The sequence below is a fragment of the Salinivibrio kushneri genome, assembly GCF_027286325.1.
GTDB classification, from domain to species: domain Bacteria; phylum Pseudomonadota; class Gammaproteobacteria; order Enterobacterales; family Vibrionaceae; genus Salinivibrio; species Salinivibrio kushneri_A.
The window spans coordinates 2,135,592-2,150,452 of the sequence record NZ_CP114588.1 but is presented as its reverse complement, the minus strand read 5'-3'; the positions used below and the strand labels follow the sequence as shown (position 1 = coordinate 2,150,452).

The window sequence follows — 14,861 nt, the reverse complement described above, 5'->3', positions numbered from 1 at the left end:
CTTAAAAACCCTAGCTGAAAAGCTGGGGTTTTTTGCATTTAAAGCGCCCTTAATTCAAGAGCTTATTCATGTTTGAGAATTGCACGGCGTGGAGTGCTTCGCTCTCTTTCCTCACTATACGTTTTTACTAACGCATGCCTAGACATAGCTTTATGAATGCATAAACTGCCATATGTGTCAGTCTGGGAGTCTAAACGCAAGTTTTCACTCTGCACTCTCATGCCTGACCATTAAACGTTTAGTGTTAGGGTTATTGCTGGAGAATAAAAAGACATAAAAAAAGCGCCTTGCGGCGCTTTTAATGGCTTAGGCCATCCCTTGAATGATCACAAACTTTTCTAAGAGTTGATCCTCGGTCTCCACATTATCAGGGTCGGTGATAATGCACTTGGAGATCGGGCAGACCGACTGGCACGTTGGTTTGTCGTAATGGCCTTTACACTCGGTGCATAAATCTGGCTCGATCTCAAAGATCTCGGACCCCATCGAGATGGCCCCGTTGGGACACTCGGGCTCACACATATCGCAGTTTATGCATTTATCGGTGATGAGTAGTGCCATATCACTTACCCGATGGGTTACGTGTATCTTGTCCTGATTGCAGGTTACGCATCAGTAGCGCGTACTCCAGATCCATATCTTCTGGCACAGGAATAAACACGAAATGACCGCTGCCTTTGGCATCTGTGATGGTTTCTGACTTGCGGTTTTCCATCGCTTCTAATGTGAAATGCACATTGCCGCGTGGCGTCATCAGCTCAAGGCTGTCACCGAGCATGAATTTGTTTTTCACTTCTACTTCAGCCAGATCGCCACGGCGCTTGCCAGTGAATTCGCCGACAAATTGCTGCTGGTCAGAGACCGAATAACCATAGTCATAGTTCTGGTAGCTATCGTGGGTATGACGACGCAAAAAGCCTTCGGTGTAGCCTCGGTGTGCAAGGTTCTCGAGGGTGTTCATCAGGCTTTCATCGAACGGTTTACCGGCCACGGCATCATCAATCGCTTGGCGATACACCTGTGCGGTGCGTGCGCAGTAATAGAAAGACTTAGTGCGACCTTCGATTTTTAGCGAGTGCACGCCCATTTGGGTCAAGCGCTCAACGTGCTGAATGGCGCGTAAGTCTTTTGAGTTCATGATGTAGGTACCGTGCTCATCTTCATACGCGGCCATCAACTCACCCGGACGTCCGCCTTCTTCGAGCAATACCACATCATCAACCGGCTCGCCTTTACCCAGAGTTGGCGTCACCTCTTGAACTTGTACGACTTGACCTGCATCGTCTTCTTTGCCTTTATGGACTTTATAGTCCCAACGGCAGGCATTGGTGCAGGTACCTTGGTTTGGATCGCGCTTATTGATATAGCCTGACAGCAAACAACGACCAGAATACGCCATGCATAGCGCGCCATGAACAAACACCTCAAGCTCCATTTCAGGGCAGTGTTGGCGGATGTCTTCGATCTCTTCCAGCGATAGTTCACGCGATAAAATCACACGCTCAACTCCTTGCTGTTGCCAAAATTTGACGGTCGCCCAGTTAATCGCGTTGGCTTGCACGGAAAGATGAATAGCCATATCAGGGAAGTGCTCACGCACCATCATAATCAGCCCAGGGTCCGACATGATCAGCGCATCAGGGCCCATATCAATAATCGGTTTGAGATCGCGTATAAACGTTTTGAGCTTGGCGTTGTGCGGCTGAATGTTACAAACCACGTAGAACTTCTTACCCTGTGCATGGGCTTCATCGATGCCAATTTTCAGGTTTTCGTGGTTGAATTCGTTGTTGCGCACACGCAGGCTGTAGCGTGGCTGACCGGCATACACGGCGTCGGCCCCGTAGGCGAACGCGTAGCGCATATTCTTTAGGCTACCGGCGGGAGAGAGTAATTCTGGCGTAAACATAATTCCAAGCTTGAGTCTGAGTATAAGTCAGGCACCTTCGTTGTGAAGGTGAGTGTGGGCGCCATTTTACTGTGACATTGCCCACACTACCAGCCGAATTTACCTAATCTTTGTAGGGATTAGTTAGTCGGTTTTTAAACCACCTAAGGCCGTGAATAAGCCTTCTAATAACGTGTCGAGCTCACCGCACATCAGCGATAAATCGGCATCAAGGCGGGCGGCAACATCTTCTCGGTCGATGTCCGCGTTTTGATCGCGGATCTCTTCAGAAAACTTCAGTCGCTTCAGGCTCAAATCATCGCCTAATACAAAGTCAATTTGCTCTTGCCAGTCCATAGATAACTTGGTGACTTGTTTGTCTGCCTCCAGATGCGCCTGAATTTCGTCACTGGTAAGATCTTGCTGTTTGCATTTTATCACCCCACCTTCTTCCAGCAGCGCTTTAAGTTCTGCCTCATCACCGAGGTGGAAGCCTTGCGGCGCTTGGCCTTGCTTCACCCATTCGGTCATCGCGTGCTCTGCGGGGGTCTCGGTTTCTACAGGGACAACAGGTAAGCTGCCGATGGATTTTCGTAATAGCGCGAGCAACTCTTCGCCTTTTTTGATGCTGGCTGCATCCACTAATACCAGGCCTTTATCGGCCATGATCAAGGCACACATTTGGCTTTGGCGGGTAAAAGCACGCGGCAAGAGCTCCATGACTACATCGTCTTTTAGGCTATCTTTCTCGCGCTTTTTCAGGCGTTGCCCTTGGGCTTGCTCCATGGCGTCGACTTTCTCTTCCAGGGCGTCTTTGATCACCGAGGCGGGGAGCAGCTTTTCTTCTTTGCGAGCGCGGATCAGGATATTGTTGCCGCTGACATGCGTGAGCATATCACCGTGCTTACCCAGTGCATTGTCCCAACCAAATTTTTGCATGTCCTGGCTGCCACAAGGGGTAAAGTCGAACTCCTTGAGCTGGCTTTCCAATTGGGTTGGATCGAGAGGAATATCACGGGTAAGACGATAGACGAGTAAATTCTTAAACCAAATCATGGTGAGGCTTTATCCATCCTGTTGTGAGAAAGGCAACATGGTATTGCATTCACTCTCGAATGTCGCTGCAATTAGCGTAGAATTTAATCCTGCTCGCGACTTCAGCGAGACGAACTTGCCCAATTTCCTCAACGAATGGATTGCCTCAGTCGTGTTAAAAATCATTCATACCTCCGATTGGCACCTTGGTCATCAGCTGCATGGTTATGACCGCCAATATGAACATCAAGTCTTTCTCGATTGGCTCAAACAATGCCTCATCGATGAGCAAGCCGATGCCTTATTGGTGGCGGGAGATGTGTTTGACAGCGCCAATCCGCCCGCCAGCGCTTGGCGAATGCTGTATCGTTTTTTGGCTGATATTGCCAAAGCACTGCCACACTTAAATGTGGTGATCACCGGCGGGAACCATGACTCACCTAGCAAACTCGACGCCCCACACGAGCTACTGAAAGCCTTTGATTTACACTTAATTGGCGCCATCGCGAGAGATGGAGATGGCGATTTAGATACAGAACGTATGCGCGTGCCAATTACCGATAAGTCAGGCGAGGTCGCGGCTTGGGTATTGGCTGTGCCTTTTTTGCGAAGTGGTGATCTACGTACAGAAGGGCTCGATGAAAATGACGATCGGCTTATTGAGGGAGTGCGAGCTATTTATCAGCAAACCGAGACAGCTGGGCGAGAGAATGCGCGCGCTGATCAGGCCTTGATAGCAATGGGCCATGTGTATATGGCCAGTGGTGAGTTGTCAGAGATGTCAGAGCGACGCATTTTGGGAGGCAATCAGCATGCGCTGCCGGCGGATATTTTCAGTGAGGATATTGCTTATGTCGCGCTTGGGCATTTGCACTTAGCCCAGCAAGTGGCGAAACAAACCCGGATCCGTTACTGCGGCTCGCCTATTCCGCTATCGCTATCAGAGCGTCACTATCGGCACCAAGTACTCGCTGTGACGTTTGAAGACAATCAGCTACAAAGCGTGATCCCACATTATGTGCCGCGTGCCGTTGATTTATGGCGGGTTCCGGAACAGCCCTCACCGTTGGAGACGGTACTCGACGCACTGGCGGGACTAACGCTTGAGCCTTTACCGCTGTCGCAGCAGCCTTTGCTTGATGTCCCTGTTTTGCTAGATAAACCTCAGCCGATGCTCAGGGAAAAAATTCTAGCGGCCTTAGATGATAAGCCTGTGCGGCTTGCCAAAATCACACCGCATTATCGAGAGCAACCACAAACAAGTGGCTTTCGACAGCAACGTCTCTCGGAGGTCGAACCCTATCAGGTGCTTCGCCATGGTTGGCAGCAAAAGTATCAAGGTGAACCTGATACGGCGTTATCAGCAACGTTTTCTCAGTTATTGGAGCAACTGGAACAGGACGAGGATCAATAAACGATGAAAATCCTGGCATTACGTGGCGAAAATTTGGCCAGCATTCAACATCCGTTTGCATTGGACTTTTCACAAGGACCACTGGGTGACAGTGGCTTGTTTGCGATCACAGGCAAAACGGGCGCGGGAAAGTCGACGCTTTTGGATGCGATTTGCTTGGCGCTTTACGACAAGATCCCGCGCTTTCAGTCCAATAAAAAGCATGATGCGGATATTGGCTTGGGCGACCCGGCCACTCGGGTTAAAGCCAATGATGTGCGTAGTATCTTATCGCGTGGTAAAGGCGAGGGATACGCAGAGGTTGATTTTGTCGCCTATGACGGCAGCCGTTGGCGCGCACATTGGTCAGTACGCCGGGCGCGGGGCAAGGCGGATGGCCGCATACAAGCGAGTGAACATTGGCTGGAAAACCTCGCAACAGGTCAGCGTATCGCTGGGAAAAAGCAAGAAGTCCTTAGCGAAATAGAGCGTCTCGTTGGGCTTAGTTATGAACAGTTCCGCCGTGCGGTGATGCTGCCGCAAGGGGATTTTGCCGCGTTCTTAAAAGCGTCTGCTGATGATAGAGCCGCCTTGCTTGAACGGATGACAGGCACTGAGATATACAGCCGGCTGTCGCAAATGGCACACGAGCGGGCCCGCGATGAAAAGCACGCACTGGATCAATTGACCCAACAGTTGGGCGATATTCAATTACTCACGGATGACGAAGAACAGCAATTGCATCAAGAGCAGGCGCAATGCCAGCAGCATATTCACGCGTTGCAAACTCAGCTGAGAAAACTCAATGACTATCGCCAACAGCATACGCACTTTGCCCAAGCGCAGCAGGGTGTCGAGACGGCCCAGCAGGCACTCGATGAAGCGAGTGCAGCAAAAGAGGGCATTGCAGCGCGGCGAGAGGCGCTGGATGAAATAGAGCGAGTACAAGCGGCGCGTGACGACTGGCAAGCGGTGCAAACCAGTCAGTGGCAACGCCAAGCACTCACATTGGAACGTCATCAACTCGCACGCGAAGAGCGCGAGATTGCGCACGCGTATGAACAAGAAGCCGAACGCTGGCGCGCCGCCAACCGAGCACTGGCTGAGGCCGAGCAACATTGGGCGGATATTGAGCCGAAAGTGCGTGACGCGCAGCAAATCGATACGCAGTTATCTGGCATTGAGCGGCAAATGCACGAGCAAAACGTGGCGTTGAATGAGCAGCAGCAAAAGTATCGTCATGCTCATCAGTCACTCGTCCATGCGCGCGAACAAGCCGAGCAGCAGCAACGTCGCGAGGCGGCGTTAGAACAAGAAATCGCGCGATATGGTGACTTCTCGCATGTCGCAGAGCACTATCAGCCGGTGTTCGATAACCTACGCCAGTACCTCGATTGCCAAGACACCCTATCGGCGCTGCAAGAAGAGTATCAAGCACGTTATCGTCAGCAGCAACATTGGCAGCCGCAACGTGACAAGTTAGACAAAGACATTGCCCAAGTGGATGACAGTAGTGCGCAGCTGAAAGCCAAGCGACAAGCGCTGGAGCCCGAGGCGTTGCAGGCAAATCAAGACGCGGACCAGGCGCGCTACAGCAAACTGCACACGCAAAAGCAGCAGCAAGAAGCGGTGCTCAATGAGGGAAAAAACTGGCAGTATTGGCAAGAGCGCTGTCAGCATAACCAAGCGGAGCTGGAAAAACATCAAGCACTGTTTGCAGAAAGCCAAACCCATTTAGCCCATTTGAAAGACACGCTGACCCGTGAGCAGGCTCAGGTCGAAGAAGCACAAAATAGCCTCCAACAGGCGATGGCGGTGGTCGAGCTTGATGATCTTCGCCAAACCTTACACGAGGGAGATCCTTGTCCGCTCTGCGGGGCCACCGAACATCCTTATCTGCACCATGCTCCGGCGATTGAAGGCATGATCGCCCAGCAGCAGGCGCGTGTAGACGCCCTGCAAGCCTCGTATAACCAGCACAATGCCGAATACTATTATTGGCAGAAACAGCATCAGCAAAGCCAGCACGCTTGCGCGGAGTTAAAAGAACAAGGGGCTGTTTGGCAGGCTGAGCGACAGCAATGCGAACGAGAGGTAAATGCCGCGATCGCTGAACTGGATGACACTATCGATGTTACTCGCCCACTGGGTGATTGCTTGGGTGAGATTGAGTCGCAAGCTCAAAAAACTTATGCCGACTATACCGCGTGTTATCAAGCGATGACGGAGCGCCAACAACAGCTTGCGCACGTGCAACAAATGGATACGGCCATCGCGGAACTCCAGCATGCACGTGAGCAGCTAGTGGCACGACGTCATCAACTTGATCAGTCACTGACGGAGTGTGAGACACGACTCAAAGCGATTGATGAGCAATGGCAACAACAACACGCGCAACTCACGCGCGTCAGCCAATCGTTGGATCAGCAGTTAGGTGCTGGGCAATGGCTAGCGAGCCTACAACAGGTTGGTGCGGCGCATTATATCCGCCAGATGGAGCAAAAAATTCAGGCTTATCAGGCGCTGCAGGATGAAAAAGCGGCGCTTGCTGAGCACAAGCAACAAAGAGAGACCGAACTGGCCACGCTCTCGCAGCAGTGTCAGAGCTTGTCGGAAGATATTCAAGCACGGCAAGCGCAATTGGTCGTGTTGGCGCAAGAGCATCAACAACAAAGTGTCGCGCGCCAAGCACTGATCCCGCAATCAGATTTAGAGGCGTTAGAGCGAGAATACAAAGCCGCCATTGACGGACAACGGGCGCAACGCGACCACGCAGAGCAGGCGTATACACAGGCCAGTGAAAAGCGTGCGGGCGTACAGGCGCGTCAACAAACCCTCGACACTCAGCAGCGCGAGGCTGATCAGCGCTACCGAGCAAGTGTCAGGCGCTGGATCCAATGGCAACCAGAGCTTGGTGTTCATCAATATGATTTGATTAACGCGCTCTCTTACAGTGAGGCGTGGCGAGCCAATGAGCGGCAGGCTATCAGCGATGTTGAGGCGCGTTATCAAGAAGCCAAAACGCGCATTGATGAGCGTCAGCAACAACTTAGTCATTGTCAGCAAACCATGGCAGACACCAAAGCTTGGATAGTGGCACAGCAGCTCGCGGAGGATGAGGCATCACTTAGCGCGCAGCAAGCGAGCTGGCAACAAGCACTTGAAGAAAACGAGCAGCGGCTATTCACCCTCCGCCATCAATTGACGGAGTCGGAAAAAGCCAAACAGCAAGCCGGTTCCCTGACTGAAAAAATCGAGGCGCAGCGGCATCAAACCGAGCAATGGCTAAAACTGGCGGATCTGATAGGCTCCGCGAGCGGGGCGAAATTCCGTAATCTTGCGCAGTCGTTAACCTTGTCTCAGTTAGTGGACATCGCCAATGAGCACTTGGCGTCATTGTCACCACGTTATGCATTGCAAACGGTACCGGATAGCTTGCTGGCGCTACAAGTGGTTGACCATGATATGGGTGACGAAGTGCGCAGTGTTGAATCACTGTCTGGCGGAGAGAGCTTTTTAGTCTCGCTTTCGCTGGCGCTGGCACTGGCCTCTTTGGCGGCAGATACCCGCCAGCTTGGCTCATTGTTTATTGATGAGGGCTTCGGCACCTTAGACCCTGACAGCTTAGAAATGGCGCTCGCCTGTCTGGATACTCTGCAAGCCGATGGCCGACAAATAGGCGTGATCTCGCATGTGAATACGCTGGTTGAACGGATCGGTGCGCAAGTGCGCGTAGATAGCCAAGGTGGGGGCGCAAGCCGTGTATTAGTGACACAGCAAGGTGTTGGCTAGGTCACAGCCTGTTGACACAAGGGGAAAATAGCTCGCGCTGGGTCACAAAAATGTCATAATAAATCCACATAATGGCGCCAGTTCAATGATAACACTAGGTAATTATCATGGTTAGACGGATTCTCGTTGTTGAAGACGAAGCCCCCATTCGCGAGATGCTTTGTTTTGTACTCGAACAAAAAGGCTATCAAACGGTTGAGGCAGAAGACTACGACTCGGCACTGGCGCAAATTTGCGAGCCTTACCCAGAAATGATCCTGATGGATTGGATGTTACCTGGCGGATCGGGGCTCAATCTGATTAAGCACTTAAAGCGGGAAGAGTTAACCCGACAAATCCCGGTGGTAATGCTGACCGCACGGGGCGAAGAAGAAGACAAAGTGCGCGGCTTAGAGGTGGGCGCCGATGACTACATCACCAAACCTTTCTCGCCGAAAGAGCTGGTGGCGCGATTAAAAGCGGTGATGCGCCGCGTATCGCCCACAACCTTGGATGATGTCATTGAAGTACAAGGGTTGAAACTTGACCCTGTCTCGCATCGAGTAACCGCCAATGATGAGCCGCTAGACATGGGGCCGACCGAGTTCAAGCTGCTGCACTTTTTCATGACTCATCAAGAGCGGGTATATAGCCGCGAGCAGCTACTCAATAACGTGTGGGGCACCAATGTCTATGTGGAAGATAGAACGGTAGATGTGCATATTCGTCGCTTGCGCAAAGTGCTAGAAGCAGGTGGGCACGCTAAATTGGTACAAACCGTGCGCGGCGCTGGATACCGCTTTTCAACACGTAGTTAAATCCCGCCTACATCAGGTGTAGGCTGCATGGAGACGCAATGGTCGAACGACTGTCTTGGAAGAAGCTAGCCTGGGAGCTGGCTTTTTTTTATTTACCTTGGTTTATTATAGGTTGGCTATTTGGCGGCCTACCTTGGCTATTGCTTGGCGCCACCGTTGCCATGCTGTTTTGGCACCTGCATCAGCAGGTCAAACTGTCCGATTGGCTTTGGAAAGACAAAAGCCTGATGCCACCCTCTGGCACCGGCTCCTGGGAGCCTTTGTTTAATGGGATTTATCGCTTACAAAAGCGTAACCGTCGTCGCCGTAAGGAGCTGGCGAATCTGATTCGTCGCTTCCGCAACGGGGCAGAGTCTTTACCTGATGCGGTGGTGGTGTTTGAGCGCGACGGGGCCATTGTCTGGTGCAACAAATTGGCTCAAGAGCTGCTCGGCTTGCGTATGCCTGATGATAATGGCCAGCATATCAGTAATCTTATCCGTGCTCCCGAATTCGTTAGTTATATCGCGGATGCCAACTACGATGTGCCGCTCGAAATGCGTTCTCACCTTAATAGTGCCCGCACACTCGAATTCCGGACCATGCCTTATGCTGAAGGCGAATATTTGATGGTGGTGCGTGATATTACCCAGTTGAAGCAACTGGAAGGGATGCGCCGCAACTTTTTCGCCAATGTGTCGCATGAGCTACGCACGCCGATGACGGTATTACGTGGCTACTTAGAGATGACCGAAGATCCCGACATGGTCGTTGGCCCCATGTGGCCGAAAGCACATGGGGTCATGACTGAGCAGTTATCTCGGATGGAGTCACTGGTGGAGCAGCTTTTGACCCTGTCTAAAATTGAAGCGGCCGCCAAGCCTGAGCTTGATCACCACGTCGATGTGCCAGCCATGCTCGATGTGCTACAAAAAGAAGCTCAAGCCTTAAGCGGTGATAGTGAGCATGTACTCACGTTTGAAGTCGATGCCAGCCTTAAAGTCAAAGGCAATGACGACCAATTACGCAGTGCAATTTCCAACCTGGTTTATAATGCGGTAAAACACACGCCACCCAACGCAGGGATCACCGTGCGTTGGTATCGCTCTTGCAAAGGGCCTCGATTGGAGGTGCAAGATAGTGGTGAGGGGATCGCGCCACAGCATCTGGACAGGTTAACCGAGCGTTTTTATCGAGTGGATAAAGCCCGCTCCCGTGAAACGGGTGGCAGTGGCTTAGGATTGGCGATCGTAAAACATGCGTTAAGTCATCACGATGCGGAGCTAGATATTCAAAGTGAACTTGGGGTGGGGAGCACATTCTCCTTTACCTTACCGGAGCGGTTAGCATGTTAAAGCGGTTTGTTGCCACAGCCTGCCTGCTAGTGAGCGTGGCGGGCCTTAGTCATGCTGATACGCTCCCTGATTATCAACGTAGCAGTGGTATATCCGGTAACTTGAGCTCTGTGGGTTCAGACACCTTAGCCAATATGATGGCCGCTTGGACTGAAGGTTTTAAACGGCTACATCCTGGGGTGAATATACAGTTACAAACGCCAGGCTCGGCCTCTGCGGCTCCCGCGCTGGTGGAAGGGACAGCACAACTCGGCCCCATGAGTCGTCCGATGCGGGTCAGTGAAGAAAATGCCTTTCAAGCACGTTTTGGCTACCCTCCTACTGCGGTACCCGTTGCCGTGGATGCGATGGCCGTCTATGTCCACCAAGATAACCCTTTACGCACCATCAGCTTTCAACAGTTGGATGCGGTTTTTTCTCGCACACTCTGGTGTGGGGCGAGTAAACCGGTGGTAACGTGGGGGCAATTGGGCTTATCAGGCCGTTGGGCCCACCGAGATTTACAATTGTTTGGACGAAACTCGGTATCAGGTACCTATGGTTACTTTAAGCAAGCAGCGTTGTGCCGTGGGGACTTTCGTGCTGATGTGAATGAGCAGCCCGGCTCGGCGTCTGTTGTGCAGTCGGTGGCCTCTTCGCTAAATGCTATCGGGTATGCAGGGATTGGGCACCAAGCGTCAGGGGCACGCATGCTAGCGATTTCACATCAGGGAGAAGAGGCGATAACGCCCACCCCTTCAACGATTCGAAGGGGGGAGTACCCCCTTACTCGTTACTTATATTTATACATTAATAAAGCGCCAAATCAGCCACTGGCGCCACTTGAATCGGCATTTATGCGTTATATTTTGTCGGCACAAGGGCAGAAGGCGGTGAGTCAGCAAGGCTATATTCCCTTGCCAGCTCAATCGGTGCGCGCGCAAAGACAGGCATTACAACTGGATGCGTCGCTAAATTAGATTTTCAGGGGGGCAGTGTTGCGGAGGCGACAGCCTCCACCGAACGCTTACCGTGCTCTCAATCGCTAAAGGTCAGCCCCCAGTTTACTGACTGCCAGTATGCCTGCTCTGCTTCCAAGTCAGCCGCGAGCAAGCGGTTCTCTTGCAGCCAACCGGAAGGGAAGGTGAGTTGCCATGCCCCTTTCTTGTCGATATTGAGAACAATCTCTGGCAATGCCTCATCATTGCGCTGTGAGTGCAACACACAAGCTAAGCGTAGCGCGCAAATCAGCGTCTCGATAAGTTTAGGTTTAAACAAGGTAAACTTAGGCATCTCATTGAGCTTTAGCGCCTTACGATGGAAGCGCGCGAGGGTGGCAAGCACGGTTTGCTGCTCTTGGTTAAACCCAGGCAAATTGGTGTTGCGCAGAATATACGCAGAATGCTTGTGGTAGCCAGGATAACCAATGCTTAAACCCACTTCGTGCAGCAGCGCAGCCCAATTCAAAAGCCCTGCGAGCTCAGCCTTTTTGCTGCCCTTATCCGGTTCGGCTTGCGCATAAAAATACGCCGCTGTATGTTGCACGCGACGGGCGTGATTCAGGTCGATATTGTAGCGTGCTGCCATATCATCGGTCGTGCGACCACGAATATCGGTACGCTGAAAGCGGTCTTCCATTTCATAGAGCAACCCTTCACGTAACGCACCATCAGAGAAGCGCATCGATTCGATGGCAAGCGCATCAAAGATCCCAGAAAGAATCGCTACGCCTGCGGCGAAAACCGGTTGGCGGTCTGCCGACAAGCCGGGTAAGTCGATACTGTCGCTGTTTTTAAATTTCAGTAGCTTTTCGATCAGGTTATCTAGCCGTTTACGGGTGATAATCCCATCTTCATCGCCGAGGCCAATAATCACTTCACGGATCGCTTTGATGGTGCCTGACGCACCGAGCGCCACTTGCCAACTGGCTTGACGGTATTGAGAGGCTAAGCTTTCTAGCTTTTGTTGGGTGGCCAGCTGCGCGGCAGAAAATTGCTTAGGTGTGATGTTGCCTTTGGGGAAAAAACGCTCGTTATAACTGACACAGCCAACCCGTTTACTGTTAACCAGTGCGGGCTCAAAGTTATCCCCGATCACTAATTCTGTGCTGCCGCCTCCAATATCAATCACTAATTTTCGGCCAACGTTTTGCTGCGTGTGGGAGACGCCCATGTAAATAAGACGCGCCTCTTCCTCCCCAGAAATGATTTCAATGGGGTAGGGCAAAACCTGTCTTGCCTGCTTGATGAAGGTGTCCACATTGCGGGCTTGGCGCAAGGTGTGGGTCGCGGCGATACGGACATTCTCCATGTCTAAGCCGTTCAACCGCTCAGCAAACATGGCTAAGCACTCGACACCACGGCTGATTGCCTCATCACTGAGGCGATGTTGATCATCCAGCCCTGAGGCTAGTCGCACACGTTGTTTATGGCGACTCACTATCTGTAACCCATCGCCAACGACGCGCGCGACGACCATATGAAAACTGTTAGAGCCGAGATCAACCGCCGCGATTTCGCGAGGTTTATCCTTTGACTGGGGGTGTGTCATGTTGCAACTTTTCCGCGTTTTTGAGTTCTTGGCGCTCTGCGTGCTTAAGGTAATCATAGATCTCGGTTTGCGAGCGGATCTTCTTCTTGTTACCCCGTTTAACGTAGGCGTTGGACATGGCTTTATCGATGACGCGGGCTTTCGCGCGATCAGAAAATTGAATCTCTAAGATCTCCATGATGCGATCTTTCAGTCTAGGATCGCGTATCGGTGCCCCAACTTCAATTCGGTTGTCGATGTTGCGAGTCATCCAATCGGCAGACGAAATATACATATCACGTTCACCGCCATTTTCAAAGGCGAACACGCGTGGGTGTTCTAAGAAGCGGTCGACGATACTGATCGCTTTGATATTCTGACTGACCCCTTTGACACCGGGCACCAGCGAGCACATGCCGCGCACGATAATGCGGATCTTTACCCCCTCGTTGCTGGCCTTATAAAGCAAATTCACCAAGCCTTTATCGACTAAGTTATTGACCTTTAATGTGATGCCTGCTTTACGTTTGGCCTGCGCATGTTCAATTTCACGCTCAATCAATTTATACATACGTCGCCGCGAGTTACGTGGCGAGACAATTAAGTGATTGAACTTAACCGGTCGATAAGGATTTTCAATAAAGTCAAAGACTTTACGTATTTCTGATGTCAGCTGTTGATCGGCGGTAAATAAGGCAAAATCGGTGTAAATACGCGCTGTCTTTTCATGAAAGTTACCTGTGCCAATGTGACCGTAATCGCGTAGCACGCCGTCTTCACGGCGAGAGATCAAACACAGCTTTGAGTGGATTTTGAGGCCAGGCGTCCCGAATACCACTTTTACGCCAGCATCGGTGAGCACGCGTGACCACTCGATGTTTGCCTCTTCGTCAAAGCGCGCCTGAAGCTCAACGACCACGGTGACACGCTTACCATTATTGGCGGCATCGATCATTGAGTTAATAATGCGGGAGTTTTTCGCCACGCGGTACACATTGATTCGAATGCTGCGCACCTTAGGATCAAAGGAAGCCTGGCGCACCAGTTCAGTCATATGGCGGAACGTATGATAGGGATAATAAAGTAGAATATCGCGTTCGCGAATAGCATCGAAGGCATTGTTTTGTAGTTGAAAATCAGCCGATTCGAACGGGGGAAGCGGAGGGTTTTCTAAGTACTTGCGTCCAACGTTCGGAAAGCCGATAAAATCACGAAAGTTGTGATAGCGAGCACCGGGTAAGACACTGTCGTAGTCGGAGATTTTTAATACCTGAATCAACTTGCTGACCATTTCTGGTGGCATATCGCGTTGATAAACAAACCGAACCGGCAGGGCGGTTAAACGCTGATCCAAGCTTTCTGACATGTTCTCAAGCAGGCTGTGCTCCACTTCATTGGTCAGATCGTATTCCGCATCGCGGGTCATTTTCATCGCGTAAGCTTCGACGGTATCGTAGTCGAAAAAACCACTAAAAATTTGGTCTAAACACAATCGAATAATGTTATCGAGTAAAATGATAGTTTTGCGCTGCCGTTTTCCTTTTGGCTCAGGGACTTTAACAAAGCGTTCTAGTTCATCTGTTGGGATCTCTATCAGCGCGTACTTAGGCTCTTCCCCTTCTTTTTTCAGCTGTACGGCGAGGTAAGAGTAGGCGTCTTTCAAAAAGCTTAAAACATCGACATCCTTGTTAAGCATGATTGGCGTGATGTAAGGCAAAATATTGCTTCTAAAATAACGCTTTAGCCACTGCGCTTGATGATCAGAGAGTTGACGTTCATTGACTAAAAAAATGTGACGGCGTGCCATTTCCAGCAAGATATCATTGTAAAGATGATCAAAATCTTGATTCAGTTTGACGACTTTCGCTTGAATCTTGCTCAACAACTCTTTGGCATGACTTTCTACTCCTCGCTCTTCATCGATAATGATGCGCCGTTTCACGTCGGCAAACCGCACTTGATAAAATTCGTCAAGGTTGGATGAAAAAATGCCTAAAAACCGAACTCGCTCAATAATAGGCACGCTTTTGTCCGCGGCCTCTTGCAGGACACGTTCGTTAAAAGAAAGCCAGCTAAGTTCTTTGTCGACATGATAAGAGTCTAAAGTCATAACG

The 14,861-nt window shown here is 51.1% G+C and carries 10 protein-coding genes; 5 read left to right on the top strand and 5 right to left on the bottom strand.

Annotated elements, in window-relative coordinates; genetic code table 11:
* Positions 1 to 306 precede the first annotated feature (306 nt).
* The 3 genes from N8M53_RS10100 to rdgC all read right to left on the bottom strand — a co-directional run bounded on the left by N8M53_RS10100 (position 307) and on the right by rdgC (position 2,941).
* The gene (locus N8M53_RS10100) at positions 307 to 561 is read right to left on the bottom strand and encodes a YfhL family 4Fe-4S dicluster ferredoxin (protein WP_269578687.1); all 255 of its coding nucleotides are present in this window, start codon (positions 559 to 561) and stop codon (positions 307 to 309) included.
* Position 562: 1 nt separating this feature from the next.
* Positions 563 to 1,909, bottom strand: coding sequence for a tRNA 5-hydroxyuridine modification protein YegQ (yegQ, locus tag N8M53_RS10095; protein ID WP_269578686.1), 1,347 nt, complete (start codon positions 1,907 to 1,909; stop codon positions 563 to 565).
* 123 nt (positions 1,910 to 2,032) lie between these two features.
* On the bottom strand, positions 2,033 to 2,941 hold the full coding sequence (rdgC, locus tag N8M53_RS10090; protein ID WP_198534764.1) for a recombination-associated protein RdgC: 909 nt from the start codon (positions 2,939 to 2,941) through the stop codon (positions 2,033 to 2,035).
* A gap of 40 nt (positions 2,942 to 2,981) precedes the next feature.
* Between rdgC and N8M53_RS10085 the strand changes: the two genes are divergently transcribed.
* The 5 genes from N8M53_RS10085 to N8M53_RS10065 all read left to right on the top strand — a co-directional run bounded on the left by N8M53_RS10085 (position 2,982) and on the right by N8M53_RS10065 (position 11,198).
* The gene (locus N8M53_RS10085; protein ID WP_269578685.1) at positions 2,982 to 4,337 is read left to right on the top strand and encodes an exonuclease SbcCD subunit D C-terminal domain-containing protein; all 1,356 of its coding nucleotides are present in this window, start codon (positions 2,982 to 2,984) and stop codon (positions 4,335 to 4,337) included.
* A 3-nt stretch (positions 4,338 to 4,340) separates the two neighbouring features.
* The gene (locus N8M53_RS10080; protein WP_269578684.1) at positions 4,341 to 8,108 is read left to right on the top strand and encodes an AAA family ATPase; all 3,768 of its coding nucleotides are present in this window, start codon (positions 4,341 to 4,343) and stop codon (positions 8,106 to 8,108) included.
* Between the two features lie 107 nt (positions 8,109 to 8,215).
* Positions 8,216 to 8,905, top strand: coding sequence for a phosphate regulon transcriptional regulator PhoB (phoB, locus tag N8M53_RS10075; RefSeq protein ID WP_069363277.1), 690 nt, complete (start codon positions 8,216 to 8,218; stop codon positions 8,903 to 8,905).
* Between the two features lie 38 nt (positions 8,906 to 8,943).
* The gene (gene phoR / locus N8M53_RS10070) at positions 8,944 to 10,239 is read left to right on the top strand and encodes a phosphate regulon sensor histidine kinase PhoR (RefSeq protein WP_269578683.1); all 1,296 of its coding nucleotides are present in this window, start codon (positions 8,944 to 8,946) and stop codon (positions 10,237 to 10,239) included.
* A complete protein-coding gene (locus N8M53_RS10065; protein ID WP_269578682.1) occupies positions 10,233 to 11,198 on the top strand; it encodes a PstS family phosphate ABC transporter substrate-binding protein in 966 nt (321 codons plus the stop codon). The genes phoR and N8M53_RS10065 overlap by 7 nt, the downstream gene beginning before the upstream one ends.
* Before the next feature lie 58 nt (positions 11,199 to 11,256).
* Here N8M53_RS10065 and ppx read toward each other — a convergent pair whose 3' ends face one another.
* Positions 11,257 to 12,768, bottom strand: coding sequence for an exopolyphosphatase (gene ppx / locus N8M53_RS10060; protein ID WP_269578681.1), 1,512 nt, complete (start codon positions 12,766 to 12,768; stop codon positions 11,257 to 11,259).
* Positions 12,743 to 14,857: a polyphosphate kinase 1 gene (ppk1, locus tag N8M53_RS10055; protein WP_269578680.1), complete on the bottom strand. Its 2,115-nt coding sequence runs from the start codon at positions 14,855 to 14,857 to the stop codon at positions 12,743 to 12,745. Before ppk1 ends, ppx begins: the two co-directional genes overlap by 26 nt.
* Positions 14,858 to 14,861: the final 4 nt, after the last annotated feature.

Bases quoted from the DNA above. Each gene is read 5' to 3' on its own strand.
- ppk1 (WP_269578680.1), bottom strand. From the start codon at position 14,857: ATGACTTTAGACTCTTATCATGTCGACAAAGAACTTAGCTGGCTTTCT.
- phoB (WP_069363277.1), top strand. From the start codon at position 8,216: ATGGTTAGACGGATTCTCGTTGTTGAAGACGAAGCCCCCATTCGCGAG.
- yegQ (WP_269578686.1), bottom strand. From the start codon at position 1,909: ATGTTTACGCCAGAATTACTCTCTCCCGCCGGTAGCCTAAAGAATATG.
- N8M53_RS10085 (WP_269578685.1), top strand. From the start codon at position 2,982: ATGGTATTGCATTCACTCTCGAATGTCGCTGCAATTAGCGTAGAATTT.
- N8M53_RS10080 (WP_269578684.1), top strand. From the start codon at position 4,341: ATGAAAATCCTGGCATTACGTGGCGAAAATTTGGCCAGCATTCAACAT.
- ppx (WP_269578681.1), bottom strand. From the start codon at position 12,768: ATGACACACCCCCAGTCAAAGGATAAACCTCGCGAAATCGCGGCGGTT.
- phoR (WP_269578683.1), top strand. From the start codon at position 8,944: ATGGTCGAACGACTGTCTTGGAAGAAGCTAGCCTGGGAGCTGGCTTTT.
- N8M53_RS10100 (WP_269578687.1), bottom strand. From the start codon at position 561: ATGGCACTACTCATCACCGATAAATGCATAAACTGCGATATGTGTGAG.
- N8M53_RS10065 (WP_269578682.1), top strand. From the start codon at position 10,233: ATGTTAAAGCGGTTTGTTGCCACAGCCTGCCTGCTAGTGAGCGTGGCG.